This is a genomic window from Chromatiales bacterium, assembly GCA_014762505.1.
In the GTDB taxonomy this organism is placed as follows: Bacteria; Pseudomonadota; Gammaproteobacteria; order SpSt-1174; family SpSt-1174; genus SpSt-1174.
This window is the reverse complement of the sequence record JABURS010000042.1, coordinates 14610-28029: the sequence shown is the minus strand read 5'-3', so window position 1 is coordinate 28029 and position 13420 is coordinate 14610. Positions and strand designations below refer to the sequence as shown.

16 protein-coding genes are annotated in these 13420 nt (G+C 66.2%); 9 read left to right on the top strand and 7 right to left on the bottom strand.

Annotation, left to right across the window (positions count from 1 at the left end; genetic code table 11):
• The first annotated feature begins 24 nt into the window (after positions 1 to 24).
• The 5 genes from HUJ28_10545 to HUJ28_10525 all read left to right on the top strand — a co-directional run bounded on the left by HUJ28_10545 (position 25) and on the right by HUJ28_10525 (position 6953).
• Complete coding sequence (locus HUJ28_10545) at positions 25 to 2334, top strand: DNA translocase FtsK 4TM domain-containing protein (GenBank protein ID MBD3619902.1); 2310 nt, start codon at positions 25 to 27, stop codon at positions 2332 to 2334.
• Positions 2334 to 2960 (top strand): outer membrane lipoprotein chaperone LolA, encoded by a 627-nt coding sequence (gene lolA, locus HUJ28_10540; protein ID MBD3619901.1) that lies wholly within the window; start codon positions 2334 to 2336, stop codon positions 2958 to 2960. The genes HUJ28_10545 and lolA overlap by 1 nt, the downstream gene beginning before the upstream one ends.
• 13 nt (positions 2961 to 2973) lie before the next feature.
• Positions 2974 to 4302 (top strand): replication-associated recombination protein A, encoded by a 1329-nt coding sequence (locus HUJ28_10535; protein MBD3619900.1) that lies wholly within the window; start codon positions 2974 to 2976, stop codon positions 4300 to 4302.
• 252 nt (positions 4303 to 4554) lie between these two features.
• Positions 4555 to 6687 (top strand): EAL domain-containing protein, encoded by a 2133-nt coding sequence (locus HUJ28_10530; GenBank protein ID MBD3619899.1) that lies wholly within the window; start codon positions 4555 to 4557, stop codon positions 6685 to 6687.
• Positions 6684 to 6953 (top strand): hypothetical protein, encoded by a 270-nt coding sequence (locus tag HUJ28_10525; protein MBD3619898.1) that lies wholly within the window; start codon positions 6684 to 6686, stop codon positions 6951 to 6953. The genes HUJ28_10530 and HUJ28_10525 overlap by 4 nt, the downstream gene beginning before the upstream one ends.
• 60 nt (positions 6954 to 7013) lie before the next feature.
• Here HUJ28_10525 and HUJ28_10520 read toward each other — a convergent pair whose 3' ends face one another.
• A complete protein-coding gene (locus HUJ28_10520; protein MBD3619897.1) occupies positions 7014 to 8195 on the bottom strand; it encodes an alanine--glyoxylate aminotransferase family protein in 1182 nt (393 codons plus the stop codon).
• Positions 8196 to 8312: 117 nt separating this feature from the next.
• On the opposite strand from HUJ28_10520, the gene HUJ28_10515 reads away from it, so the two are divergent.
• Complete coding sequence (locus HUJ28_10515; protein ID MBD3619896.1) at positions 8313 to 8861, top strand: pyridoxamine 5'-phosphate oxidase family protein; 549 nt, start codon at positions 8313 to 8315, stop codon at positions 8859 to 8861.
• Positions 8862 to 8873: 12 nt separating this feature from the next.
• On the opposite strand, the gene HUJ28_10510 is transcribed toward HUJ28_10515, so the two are convergent.
• On the bottom strand, positions 8874 to 9617 hold the full coding sequence (locus tag HUJ28_10510; protein MBD3619895.1) for a metallophosphoesterase: 744 nt from the start codon (positions 9615 to 9617) through the stop codon (positions 8874 to 8876).
• Between the two features lie 93 nt (positions 9618 to 9710).
• On the opposite strand from HUJ28_10510, the gene HUJ28_10505 reads away from it, so the two are divergent.
• Positions 9711 to 10088, top strand: coding sequence for a hypothetical protein (locus HUJ28_10505; protein MBD3619894.1), 378 nt, complete (start codon positions 9711 to 9713; stop codon positions 10086 to 10088).
• 4 nt (positions 10089 to 10092) lie between these two features.
• Here HUJ28_10505 and cyaY read toward each other — a convergent pair whose 3' ends face one another.
• Positions 10093 to 10416 carry an iron donor protein CyaY gene (gene cyaY, locus HUJ28_10500; GenBank protein MBD3619893.1) on the bottom strand — a complete coding sequence of 108 codons (324 nt, stop codon included), beginning with the start codon at positions 10414 to 10416 and terminating at the stop codon, positions 10093 to 10095.
• A gap of 69 nt (positions 10417 to 10485) precedes the next feature.
• Entirely contained in the window at positions 10486 to 10869 is a 384-nt protein-coding gene (locus tag HUJ28_10495; protein ID MBD3619892.1) for a DUF423 domain-containing protein, read from the bottom strand.
• A 63-nt stretch (positions 10870 to 10932) separates the two neighbouring features.
• On the opposite strand from HUJ28_10495, the gene HUJ28_10490 reads away from it, so the two are divergent.
• The gene (locus tag HUJ28_10490) at positions 10933 to 11415 is read left to right on the top strand and encodes a YajQ family cyclic di-GMP-binding protein (GenBank protein MBD3619891.1); all 483 of its coding nucleotides are present in this window, start codon (positions 10933 to 10935) and stop codon (positions 11413 to 11415) included.
• 24 nt (positions 11416 to 11439) lie between these two features.
• Here HUJ28_10490 and HUJ28_10485 read toward each other — a convergent pair whose 3' ends face one another.
• Positions 11440 to 11754, bottom strand: a complete 315-nt coding sequence (locus HUJ28_10485) for a hypothetical protein (protein ID MBD3619890.1) — start codon at positions 11752 to 11754, stop codon at positions 11440 to 11442.
• A 68-nt stretch (positions 11755 to 11822) separates the two neighbouring features.
• Here HUJ28_10485 and HUJ28_10480 point away from each other — a divergent pair, with 68 nt between their 5' ends.
• Positions 11823 to 12401 (top strand): ubiquinol-cytochrome C reductase, iron-sulfur subunit, encoded by a 579-nt coding sequence (locus HUJ28_10480; protein ID MBD3619889.1) that lies wholly within the window; start codon positions 11823 to 11825, stop codon positions 12399 to 12401.
• 10 nt (positions 12402 to 12411) lie between these two features.
• Here HUJ28_10480 and HUJ28_10475 read toward each other — a convergent pair whose 3' ends face one another.
• The gene (locus HUJ28_10475; protein ID MBD3619888.1) at positions 12412 to 13197 is read right to left on the bottom strand and encodes a class I SAM-dependent methyltransferase; all 786 of its coding nucleotides are present in this window, start codon (positions 13195 to 13197) and stop codon (positions 12412 to 12414) included.
• Between the two features lie 4 nt (positions 13198 to 13201).
• Positions 13202 to 13411 carry a SlyX family protein gene (locus tag HUJ28_10470; GenBank protein MBD3619887.1) on the bottom strand — a complete coding sequence of 70 codons (210 nt, stop codon included), beginning with the start codon at positions 13409 to 13411 and terminating at the stop codon, positions 13202 to 13204.
• Positions 13412 to 13420 lie beyond the last annotated feature (9 nt).

Here is a 13420-nt window from a genome sequence, read left to right as displayed (position 1 = left end):
AACTACTTAAGAGCGAATATTACTTTGGCACAAGCCACTTCCAAGAAGTCGGAGCGCCGCCCGCTGCGCGTGCACGTGGGCCATGGCCTGCGCGAGGGGGCGCTGGTCGTGCTGGTCGCGGCAGGACTTTACCTGGCGATCGCGCTGCTGAGCTACGACCCGGCCGATCCCGGCTGGTCGCATACCGGCACCGGACATGCCGATGCCGCCAACCTCGGTGGCGTGGCCGGGGCCTGGTTCGCCGACGTGCTGTTCTCCCTGTTCGGCTACCTGGCCTTCCTCGCCCCGGTGATCGTGGCCTACAGCGGCCTGCTGGTGTACCGCGGGCGCAACGAGGATGGCAGCCTGGACCTGCGTACCCTCGGCCTGCGCTGGGCCGGGTTTCTGGTCACCCTGGCCGCCGGCTGCGGGCTGGCGGCACTGCACTTCGCCCCGGGCAGCCTGCCCATGTTCGCCGGCGGCATCCTCGGTGACGTCGTCGGCCTGGGCATGGAGGGCGTGCTGAACCTCGTCGGCACCACGGTCATCCTGCTCGCCCTGTTCCTCTTCGGCCTCACCCTCTTTACCGGCATCTCCTGGCTGGCGGTGATGGACCTCACCGGGCGTCTCACCCTGGATGCGATGGCCTGGGTGCAGGGACGCATCAACGAGCTGCGCGAGCGGCGCGCGGCACGGCAGGTGCGCCAGGAGCGTGAGGAGAGCTTTCTCAAGGAGAAGGTGAAGAAGGCCGAGCGCAAGAAGCCGCGCATCGAGCCGGTGATCACCAAGCCCGAGCCCAGCGTACGGGTGGAAAAGGAGAAGCAGATTCCGCTGTTCGAGGCCAAGGGGGGTGAGGGCGGTCTGCCGCCGTTCGCCCTGCTGGACCCGGCACCCGAGCGCCGCGGCAATTACTCCGAAGAGGCCCTGGCGGCCATGTCCCGCCAGGTGGAGCTCAAGCTGAGAGACTTCGGCATCGAGGTGGAGGTGGTGGCCGTGCATCCCGGGCCGGTGATCACGCGCTTCGAGCTGCAGCCTGCGCCGGGGCTCAAGGTGAACAAGATCACCAACCTGGTGAAGGACCTGGCGCGCGCCCTGTCCGTGGTGAGCGTACGCATTGTCGAGGTGATCCCGGGCAAGCCCACCGTGGGGCTGGAGATCCCTAACGAGAACCGCGAGATCGTCACCCTGGGCGAGATCCTGGAGTCGGCGGCCTACGACAAGTCGGCCTCGGCACTCACCCTGGCGCTGGGCAAGGACATCAGCGGGGCCGCCACGGTGGCCGATCTGGCCAAGATGCCGCACCTGCTGGTGGCGGGCACCACCGGTTCGGGCAAGTCAGTTGCGGTTAATGCCATGCTGCTTAGCCTGCTCTACAAGGCCACACCGGAGCAGGTCCGCTTGATCCTGATCGACCCCAAGATGCTCGAGCTGTCGGTATACGAAGGTATTCCGCACCTGCTGGCGCCCGTGGTCACCGACATGAAGGAGGCCGCCAACGGCCTGCGCTGGTGCGTGGCCGAGATGGAGCGCCGCTACAAGCTGATGTCGGCGCTCGGCGTGCGCAACATCACCGGCTACAACCGCAAGGTGAAGGACGCCCGGGAGAAGGGCGAGCCGATCCGCGACCCGCTGTGGGATGCGGCACGCGCCTTCGATCCCGAGGCGGGCCCGCCGGAGCTCGAGACCCTGCCGTTCATCGTCATCGTGGTGGACGAGTTCGCCGACATGATGATGGTGGTGGGCAAGAAGGTGGAGGAACTCATCGCGCGGCTCGCGCAGAAGGCGCGTGCCGCCGGGATCCATCTCATCCTCGCCACGCAGCGTCCGTCGGTGGACGTGATCACCGGCCTCATCAAGGCCAACATCCCGACCCGCGTCGCCTTCCAGGTGTCCTCGCGCGTGGACTCGCGCACCATCCTCGACCAGATGGGCGCCGAGCAGCTGCTGGGGCACGGCGACATGTTGTACCTGCCGCCGGGCACGGCACACCCGGTGCGCGTGCACGGGGCCTTCGTCTCCGACCAGGAGGTGCACAAGGTGGTGGACTACCTGCGCGGCTGCGGCGAACCGAATTACATCGAGGAAGTCCTACAGGAACCGCTGGGCGGCGGCGATGGCGTGCCGGGTCTCGAGCCCATCGAGGGCGATGCCGAGAGCGATCCGCTCTACGACCAGGCGGTGGCCATCGTCACCGAGTCGCGCAAGGCCTCCATCTCCTACGTGCAGCGACGCCTCAAGGTCGGTTACAACCGCGCCGCGCGCATGGTGGAAGACATGGAGGCGGCCGGCGTGGTGGGCCCCCTGCAATCCAACGGTCAACGTGAAGTGCTGGCGCCTGCGCCGCCGAAAGGATGATGATGAAACCACTGCTTCAAACCCTGTTGCTGCTCCTGCTGCTTGCCGCCCAGTCCGCCTGGGCGGGACGTGGCGAGGAGCGTCTCGATTTCTTCTTCCAGAACGTCGTTACCCTGAAGGCGGATTTCACCCAGACGGTCACCGACGAGGACGATGTCATCGTGCAGGAGGCGGCCGGACGCATGAAGCTGCTGCGTCCCGGGCGCTTTCGCTGGGATTATGAGACCCCCTTCAGCCAGACCATCGTGGCCGACGGCCAGTTCGTCTGGATCTACGACAGGGAGCTGGCACAGGCGAGTGTTCGCGGCATGGGCGAGGCCCTGGGCTCCACCCCCATCGTGCTGCTCAGCGAGAGTCGGCCGCTGGGCGAGGACTTCACCATCATCGAGGAGACCACCGATGGCGACATGGACTGGGTGGTGATCGTGCCGAAGATGAAGGACACCGACTTTCATCGCATCCGCTTCGGGCTGGACAGCGAGGGGCTGAAACAGATGGTGCTGTTCGACCAGTTCGGTCAGCGCACGGTGATTCGTTTTTCCAACATGCGGGTGAACGAGCAGATCTCTGCCGCCGACTTTCGCTTCGAGGCGCCGCCCGGTGTGGACGTGATCCGCGGGGAATAGGGACAGGCGCGCAATGGACCTGTTCGCACAGGACGGCAACGACTTCAAGCCGCTGGCCGATCGCATGCGGCCGCGGCACCTGGACGACTACGCCGGGCAGGGTCATCTGCTGGCCCCCGGCAAGCCGCTGCGCAAGGCGATCGAGGAGGACCGCCTGCACTCGATGGTCTTCTGGGGCCCGCCGGGCACAGGCAAGACCACGCTGGCCAAGCTCATCGCCAATTACTGCGGCGCACAGTTCCTCTCGCTCTCCGCCGTGCTCTCGGGCGTGAAGGACATCCGTGCCGCCATCGAGCAGGCGCGCCTGGCACGCGACCAGCAGGGGCGGCGCACCGTGCTCTTCGTCGACGAGGTGCATCGCTTCAACAAGTCGCAGCAGGATGCCTTCCTGCCGCATATAGAGGACGGCACCATCTTCTTCATCGGTGCCACCACCGAAAACCCCTCCTTCGAACTGAACAACGCGCTGCTCTCTCGCGTGCGCACCTACGTCCTCAAGTCGCTCACCGAGGAGGACATCGCGCGCATCATCGATCGCGCCCTGACCGACAGCGAGCAGGGTCTGGGCGATCGCGAGCTGACCATCGACCCGGCCGCGCGCGAGCTGCTGGCGAAGGCCGCGGACGGCGATGCCCGGCGCGCACTCAACCTGCTGGAGATCGCCGCGGATCTCGCCGAGCCAGGCACGGACGGGGCAGGGCAGATCGGCACCGACACCATCGTCGAGGTGACCAGCCAGAGCCTGCGCCGATTCGACAAGGGCGGCGACTACTTCTACGACCAGATCTCGGCCCTGCACAAGTCGGTGCGCGGCTCCGACCCGGATGCGGCGCTCTACTGGTTCTGCCGCATGCTGGATGGCGGCTGCGACCCGGTCTATATCGCGCGTCGCGTGGTGCGCATGGCCAGCGAGGACATCGGCAACGCCGATCCCCGCGGGCTGTCGCTCGCGCTCGATGCCTGGGATACCTACGAACGCCTGGGCAGCCCCGAGGGCGAGCTCACCCTCGCACAGGCCATCGTCTATCTCGCCGTCGCGCCCAAGAGCAATGCCGTCTACAAGGCCTACAACCAGGCCATGAGCGTGGCCCGCGAATCGGGCAGCCTGGAGGTGCCCATGCACATCCGCAACGCGCCGACGAAACTCATGAAGGAACTGGGGCACGGCGACGGCTACCGCTATGCCCACGACGAGGCAGACGGCTATGCCGCCGGGGAACGCTATCTGCCGGAGGAGCTGGGCGACCTGCGCTTTTACGAGCCGGTGGAGCGGGGGCTCGAGATCAGGATCCGGGAAAAGCTGGCCGAGCTGCGCCAGCGGGACCGGGCGAGGAAGACCTGAGGCCTTAGGCGAGGGGCGGCAGTCCAGTCACAGAAGACGCAGGGTTCACAGAGTAAAATCACGAAATCGACACATCTCTGTGTCCTCTGTAGCAAATCACATGGGCCGTGCCCGTCTGCTTGCTGTGGTTTGTCCCCGCTCACCAGCTCCCGCGCCCTCCGCAACAGGGGCAAATCCCAGTCGAATGGTTGGTTTTTTCGCCGAGCTGCTAAGCTCGGTAGTGTTGCCCTGCATGGAACGACCCGGCCCGGTATGAAATTACCGCTCGCAGACCGACGGCGCACACGGTCCCAGACCCTGACGCCGGCCGTTGCCGCCCTCTGGATCGGCCTTTTCTACGCCGTTATCGGTGGCCTGTGGATACTCTTTTCCGATCGGCTGGTCGGGGCGATTGCCACCGATGCGCGCATGCTCACGGAACTGCAGACGCTGAAGGGGTGGTTTTATGTCGCTCTCACTGCCGCCTTGCTGTCTCTCCTCGTTTATCACTATGGCCGTCATCTCTTCGCCCAGAATCAGGCCTTGCAGGAGCACCAGGAGGCCCTGGCCCGGCTCAATCGCGGCTATCGCATGCTCAGTGCAATCAACGGCAGCATCGTGCGCATACGCGAGCGCGACGAACTGGCCGGGGAGGCCTGTCGCATCTGTGTTGAACTGGGCGGCTTCGACTTTGCCTGGCTGGCAGTGCCCGAGGCCGACGGCCGTGGCTTTGCAACGGTGGCGCGGGCCGGCGACGACCGCGGCTGGCTGGGGCGCGCCATGCGGGCGCGCATGGTGCACCGGCCCGACTCGGCCCTGACACGGCTCATCAGGGAACGCCGCGCCTTCGTGGCCACCGACCTGTCGGATGAGGCACTCTGCGATACCTGGTGTACCTGGGCGTCGAGTTGCGGATTTCGAGCCCTGGCGGCCTTTCCGGTCAGTGCCGAAGACCGGCTCTCGGCCGTGATGGTACTGCTCTCGCGCGACCCGTCTGCCTTCGATGATGCCGAGTTACGGCTGCTCGACGAGATGTCGAACGACGTGGGACTGGGGCTGGACGTTATCAGCAAGGCGCAACGTCTGGACTACCTTGCCCGACATGATCCGGTGACCCAGCTGCCCAACGAGAGCTATCTGCGTGATCGTATCGACCAGGCCATTGCCCACCATCGGCCCGGTGATTCGGTGGGGTTGATGGTAATCAATGTGCAGGGATTTCGCCGCATCAATGACCTGCATGGCCATGGCGTGGGTGACGAGGTGTTGCGCGCGGTGGCAGATACACTGGGCAACCGGCTGCGCCCCGGAGATACCCTGGCGCGACTGGGTAGCCACGAGTTTGCCGTGATGGCGCCCGAACTGGCAGACCTGGACCAGCTCTATGTGTTGACCCGGGAGGTCATGGACGTGTTCCCACTCAAGCTGGTGCTCAACGATGAGACGTTGGAGGTCAGTGCCGGTGCAGGAGTCGCCTCCTGTCCACAGGACGCGGAGACGGCGGATGAGCTGGTGCGCGCGGCCATGCTCACGGTCAATGCCCGCGGGCATGCCAGCAATGACGTCGTGCACTTTTACTCGGTGGAGGAGGATCGCGCCTACGCCGAGCGCATGCTCCTGGAGCAGGCGCTGCGCGATGCCGTGCGCGATCGGGGTTTCGAGCTCTACTATCAACCGGTGGTGGAGCTGCAAACGGGCCTGTTGCGTGGTGCCGAGGCCTTGCTGCGCTGGCGCTCGCCGTCGCTGGGCAATGTGCCCCCCGGTCGCTTCATCCCCGTCGCCGAGGAGAGCGGGTTGATCGGCGAAATCGGTTTGTGGACGGTGGAACAGGCCTGGTGGCAGGCCCAGGCATGGCGTGGCGAGGGGCTCCCCGAACTGCAGATCGCCGTGAATGTCTCGGCACGCCAGCTCGACAGCTCGGCCTTCGTGCAGCAGATGCGCGTGCTGGCGAACCAGTCGCACGAGACCGCCGCCGGTATCGCCCTGGAGATCACCGAGACCAGCCTGCTGGCTGATCCCGTGCGGGCCAACGAGTTGCTGAGCGAATTGCGCGAGCACGGCTTTCGCATCTATCTCGACGACTTCGGTACCGGCTACTCGACGCTGGAGTACCTGGCAAGCCTCAACATCGATGCCCTCAAGATCGATCGCAGCTTTGTCTCACGGCTGGGAGAGGATGAGACCTACGGGCTGCTGGTCAACACGATGTTGTCCATGGCCGAGGCACTGGGTTTGAGTGTCATTGCCGAAGGGGTGGAGACCCGGCAGCAGGCCGAACTCCTCAGGGAGGCGGGCTGCGAGCTGGCGCAGGGATTCTATTTCGCCCGTCCGCGCTCGGCCCAGGTGCTGGAATCCCTGCTGCGCGAGTTCGCACCGGCCGCGCCATATATCCAGCCATCGACATGACGCACTGGTGGCGCCTGGAGGCGGGGGATGCGCTCGTGGCGGAGGACCTTTGCGAGGCCGTCCGCCAGGCCTGCCTGGATGCCGGGCAGGGGGCTACGGGCGCCTACCGCTACAGCCGCCTGGGGGATGGCCTGCATTGCCGGGTGACGATCTATTTTCCGCCCGCAGCGGCGGAAGTGGCAAAACGATTCAGCGCTGTCCCATGTAATCCGCCGCCCCGTGTGGGCCTCGAGCCGCTGACGGACGACCCGGGGGCCGGCGGTTAGCCAGACGCGAAAAGGCCCGGACATGCCGGGCCTTTTCCTTGGGGCTTGCGGGTTGGCCGGTCAGGCGCCGTAGACGGCCCGTGCGGCGGCCACCGCCTTGCCGCTGTCGATGTCGGCACCCATGCCGCCGAGCACGCTGTCCAGCGCCCCCAGGCAGAACAGCACGTTCTTCGGGTTGCTGGCAAAGCCCATCAGGCCGACGCGCCAGATCTTGCCCGCCATCGGGCCCAGGCCGGCACCGATCTCCAGGCTGTATTCCTTCAGCAGGGCGCTGCGCACGGCGGCCTCGTCGACCCCGTCCGGCACGGTGATGGCGTTGAGCTGCGGCAGGCGATGGGCCTCCTCGACGAAGAAGGACAGGCCCATGGCCTCGACACCGGCCTTGAGGGCCTCGTGGTTCTTGCGGTGGCGTGCCCAGGCGTTTTCCAGGCCTTCCTCCTGCAGCAGCACCAGGGCCTCGTGCAGGGCGTAGAGGGTGTTGATGGGCGCGGTGTGGTGATAGGCGCGCTTGGCGCCGCCACCCCAGTAGCCCATCACCAGGTTGAGGTCGAGGAACCAGCTCTGGACCTTCGTCTTGCGGCCCTTGATGCGTTCCACGGCGCGTTCGCCGAAGGAGACCGGCGACAGGCCGGGCACGCAGGACAGGCACTTCTGGGTGCCGGAGTAGATGGCGTCGATGCCCCATTCGTCGACCTTGAGCGGGGTGCCGCCCAGCGAGGTCACGGTGTCGGCGATCACCAGGCAGTCGTGGGCGTGGGCCAGTCTGGCGATGGCCTCGGCATCGGACTGCGCGCCGGTCGAGGTCTCGGCGTGCACGAAGGCGACGATGCCGGCCCCGGGGTTGGCCTTGAGGGCGGCCTCCAGTTTGTTGAGGTCCACCGGCTTGCCCCAGTCGTCCTCGACCATGATGGCCTTGCCGCCACAGCGCTCGACGTTTTCCTTCATGCGTCCGCCGAACACGCCGTTCTGGCAGATGATGACCTCGTCGCCGGGTTCGACCAGGTTCACGAAACAGGTCTCCATGCCGGCCGAACCGGGGGCAGAAACGGGCAGGGTGAGCTCGTTCTTCGTCTGGAAGGCGTATTGCAGCAGCGACTTCATCTCTTCCATCATGCCGACGAATACCGGATCGAGGTGACCGATGGTCGGTCGCGACATGGCCTCCAGGATGCGGGGATTGACGTCGGAGGGGCCGGGGCCCATCAGGGTGCGGACCGGGGGATGGAAGGAGTGTGCAGTCATGGGTGCTCCAGTGGAGTCGTTGTTTGTCTTGGCGAGAAAAATGCTCGCCAGAGTATATTGGAGTGCCAGAGTCAGGTACAACCACACCGGCGGAAGCCGGAAAACCGGGGCGGGTATATGGGTAGGATCTATACGGAATTAAGCCAGGAACACATTGATTTCATTGAGTGCCAGCATCTCTTCTTTACGGGCTCTGCGCCCGGTGAGGGACGAATCAACATCTCGCCCAAGGGCATGGACACCCTGCGGGTGCTCGATGCGCACACCGTGGGCTACCTGGACCTGACCGGTTTTGGTGCGGAGACGGCCGCTCACGTGCGCGAGGATGGTCGGCTGACGTTCATGTTCTGCAGCTTCGAGGGGCGCCCGCTCATTCTGCGCCTCTACGGGCGCGGCGAGCTGAGGCGGCCGTCGGATGACGGCTGGGAGGCCCTGAGCAGACGGTTTCCCGATCACCCGGGTGGCCGCCAGGTGGTGCTGCTGCACGTCGAGTCGGTGCAGACCTCCTGTGGCTTTGGCGTTCCGTTGATGGACTACCGGGGCGAGCGGGAGGAGTACGGCCGCTGGGCGGCGAAGAAGGGCGAGGAGGGACTGCTGCAGTATCAGCGTGACAAGAACCAGGAGAGCATCGACGGGCTGCCGACGGGTCTGGGCGAGGCGGACTGACTACGGCCGGGCTCAGTATTCGCGCAGGCTGCCATGGGTCTCCATGGCAGTGAGCTCGAGTCCGGGACTGAACTGCAGCAGGCTGAGCTTGGCCCCGTCCACGTCCTCCCAGTAGGCGGCCGCGGTGTCCAGGTAGTAGATGTTCTCCATCTGTGCCGCCTGGCGCAGCGGGGTATGTCCGACGAGCAGCAGCCGCAGTCCCTCCACCCGTGGTACCTCGCCACGGGCCTCGGCCCGGCGCAGCCGGTTGCGCGACCAGACGGCGTAGTACTGGAGGTACTTGTCGTCCTCCATCAGCTCCAGGAAGTCGTGCCAGCTGGTCTCGGCGGGGATATCGGCATGCACGATGCCGACCAGGCCTTCCTCGGTCTCCACCTCCATGGCGATGGGCAGGGCATCGATGGCCTTGCGAAACACCGCCTGCGTGCCGGCATCGATGTCCAGCCACCATTCGCCGCCGTTGTTCGTGGTCCAGTTGTGCATGCCGTCCGGGTCATCGATCGACTCGATGAGCATGCGCTCGTGGTTGCCCTGTACGGCATGGAACCATTCATAGGCCAGGAATTCCAGGGTGCGGTCGGACTCGGGGCCGCGATCGATCAGGTCGCCGACGCAGAACAGGCGGTCGCATGCCGGGTCGAAACCGACCTGGTCGAGCAGGTCCTCCAGCATGCTGTACATGCCGTGGACGTCGCCCACGGCGAAGTCGCGACCCCGCGTGTTTCTGTCGAAGTGCCTGACCAGCCTGCTCGTCATCGGATGCCCAGTTTCAGGGCCTGGCGGGGTTGCCGCCCGGCATCATGTTGGGGCATTGTTCGCCCTCGCCCACTATATCGAATCCTTGATGCCATGGACCAGCAGGAATTCCAGCAGTTTCGCGGCCCGCTGCTTCGCTTCGTCGGCCGCGTCCACCAGGTCACGGCCGCCATCGTGCTGCTGGCGTTTGCCGGTTACGGCGCGGCGCTCTACGCCTGGTTCCAGGGCCAGCAACTGGGGGCGCTGGTGATCGCGACCCTGGCCTACCTGCTGTTTCGCGCCTTTCGACCGATCTCGGTATCGCTGGCGCGATTGCAGCTGCAGCGTAACCCGGCCTTTGCGCAGCTGTGGCCACTGATCGACCGCGACCTGGAACGGCATTCGCCTGCCGTGCTGATCGAGCAGATCCAGCAGCTGGAACGTGATGCGGCCAAGGAGAAAAAGGCCAACCACAAGGAAGAGCGGGACTAGCGGGTCAGAGGCGGATGCTCTGGCCTGTCTTCTGGCTGAGCACCCGCTCCAGGGTGGCGGTGAGCGACTCGCCGGTCTTGTCGTTCTCCCACTCGCCGGAATCGCCGTTGTAGCCGAAGTGCGCAGGGCCTTCGGGCGAGGCGAGCCAGAGCTGCTCGACCGGTTCCTGGCGATTGATGATGAGCTTGGCGCCGTCGGCAAACTCGAGCTCGAACACGCCGTCGATCAGATCCATGTCGCAGTCTTCCAGGGCATCGATGGCCTCCAGGCGTTCCATCAGGTCCTCGACGGTCTGTTCGGCGTGCAGGGCAAAGGAGGCATGGCTCATGTCTCGAATCCTCTCATGGCGTGGTCGCGGTGTGATGCGCAGGGATGATGGTGGAGCGTCCCCCGGGGGTCAAGCGTCCCCGGGGGATCGCCGCCACGCGGCGACCGCCAGCAGCAGCCAGGCGAGGATGAAGGCCGTGCCGCCGAACGGGGTGATGGCGCCGAGCCAGCGTTCACCGGTGATGGCCAGCAGGTAGAGACTGCCGCTGAACAGCACCATGCCGGCCAGCAGCAGCCAGCCGCTGACGGCGAGCAGGCGATCGCCGCGAGCGCGGGCGATGACACCGACCAGCAACAGGCCCAGGGCATGGAAGAGGTGGTACTGCGCGCCGGTCTGGTACACGGCAAGCAGCGCGGGCTCCATGCTTTGTTTCAGGCCGTGCGCACCGAAGGCGCCCATGGCGACGGCGAGGGCCGCGTTCACGGCGCCCCAGAACAGGAACAGGTGGGTCATGGCGATCCTCGTGTGATGCGTCCTGTGATACGTTAACAGCTCGAACGATGAGGGAGAATGTCTATGCCGTCATTCGATGTGGTTTCCGAGATCGACCAGCACGAACTGACCAATGCCGTCGACCAGGTGAACCGCGAAGTGGGCAACCGCTACGACTTCAAGGGCAGCGACGCGCGGGTCGAGCAGGCGGAGCACACCCTGACCCTGCACGCGCAGAGCGAATTTCAGCTGGAGCAGATCATGGACATCCTGCGCCAGAAACTCGCCAAGCGCGGCATCGACCTGGCCTGCATGGATCCGGGCAAGGTGGAAGAGGCCAACAACCGCGCCCGCCAGGTGGTGACGCTCCGCGAGGGCATCGACCAGACGGTGGGCAAGCAGATCATCAAGCTGATCAAGGACGCCAAGCTCAAGGTGCAGGCCCAGATCCAGGGCGAGCAGGTGCGCGTGACCGGCAAGAAGCGTGACGACCTGCAGGCGGCCATCCAGCTCCTGCGGGAGGCGAAGATCGAGGTGCCGCTGCAGTTCAACAACTTTCGCGACTGAGCCCGCGCCTGCGCGGGCCGGGACTCAGGCCTCGTCAGAGAGGTCGCGATCCGGGTCCCAGCCCAGTTCCCGGGCCCGCTTGATGGCCTCGCCATGGATGCGCCGGTGGCGTTCCTGGATCTCGGGCGGCAGGTCGGAGAAGGTGTAGCCGTACTTCTGCTTGGCCGCACTCACACGATCGTACAGTTCCTGCATGCGGCCGAGATTCCAGCCCTCGCAGGTCTCGGTTTCGGGGATGAGCTCGAAGATCCAGGCATCCTTGACGATGTTGCCGAGCATGGTCATGCCGCCCCATTTGTCGTTGTGGATGCCTTCGTAGGTCTGTCCGCTCATTTTCATGGTTGGTTCCAATCCGTCTCGTTGCGTTTCACCAATGGCGTGATTGTAACATCGACCGACGACGAGAAATGCAGATGATCGATTCTGTAAACGACAACCCCACCCGCAGTGCCCTGCGCGGTGCGATCAAGCTGCTGCTGCTGATCGGCCTGCTGGCCGTGGCCTATGCCTTCACCCGCAGCCTGCCCGGACCCGAACCGGGAGGCGGGACGGCCGGTCATCGCGTCGACCTGGCCGGGCTGCCGGAGGGGGCGGTGCAGCGCATCGAGTGGGCGGGCCGTCGTTACCTCGTGCTGCACCGTTCGCCGGCCATGCTCGCCACGCTGGAAGCGGGGACGGGACCGGCGCTGGCCGACCCCGGATCCCGTCGCAGCCGCCAGCCGGTCGAGGTCGAGGGGGGGCTGCGTTCGCTGTCGGCGCGCTATCTCGTGGTGCTCGACTACGACACCGCGCTCAACTGTCCCCTCGACCTGGTGCCGCCGGCGGCACCGGATGCCGATGGCTGGCCAGGCGGTCTGCGCGACCGCTGTGCGGGCAGTCGCTACGACTACGCGGGCCGGGTGCTGGCCGGGGAGCGTGCGCCGCGCAACCTCGGCGTGCCGGCCCATCGTCTGTCGGGCGACACGCTGATCCTGCTGGCCGAGTAGCCGGTATCGGCTAGGCAGTGTTCGCAGGTGCCGCGCGCGGCACGACGTACAGGTCGTAGCGCGTGTTCCTGCTCTCGATGGCGGCCGAGGGCGGCGGCCCCTCCAGGCTGGGTGCGCCCTTCGGGCGCTTGACCACGACGCGCTGACGGGCCTTTCCCAGGGCGCTGGCGAGGATCTCCGCCGCATCGCCGTCTTCGCCGACCAGCTCGCGAAACAGGCGCATCTCCTTCTTCACCAGGGCACTCTTGTCGCGGTGCGGGTACATGGGGTCCAGGTAGACCGTATCCGGCGCCTCGGCAGGGGAGAGGCCGTGCAGCCAGTCGGCGGCATCGCCCTCCACCAGGATCATGCGCTCGCCGATCCAGGCACCCAGTTCCGCATCGGCGGCGGCGCGTTCCAGGCCGTCGCGCAACAGGGCGGCGATCACCGGGCTGCGCTCGACGAGCGTGACGCGACAGCCCAGTGTGGCCAGTACGAAGGCGTCGCGTCCGAGTCCTGCCGTGGCATCCACCACCGAGGGCGTCTGTCCCTTCTTCAGGCCGGCCGCCCGGGCCAGGGGCTGGCCGCGTCCGCCGCCGTAGAGCCGGCGATGGCGCGCACGGCCCTCGACGAAGTCCACATACACGGGCCCCGGGGCATCCGGGCCGAGGGCGCGCAACTCCAGGCGTTCGCGGGTGTAGACCAGGGCCAGCCCGGCGGCCGCGTCATCGTCCAGCGGGATGCCGAGCCGCCCGGCCAGGGCGGCGGCCTGTGCCTGACGGGCCGGGTCTTCGCAGCGCAGCACGAGTGCGGTCATGGGGTCAGTAATGGGGTGGCGGGGTCTCTTCCGCCTCGCTGGCGATGTTCGACGGGGTGATGGCGCGCACCCGGTCGCGCAGTTGCTGAACCTCCAGCGAGAGGGCGTCGATCACGGCCTGCTGGCCGATCAACGCCTGGTTCAGCTGTTCCACGGTGGCCTCGTGGTGGGCGAAGGCGATCTCCAGTTCCGCCAGGCGGTCTTCGGTGGTCATGTCTTCGGG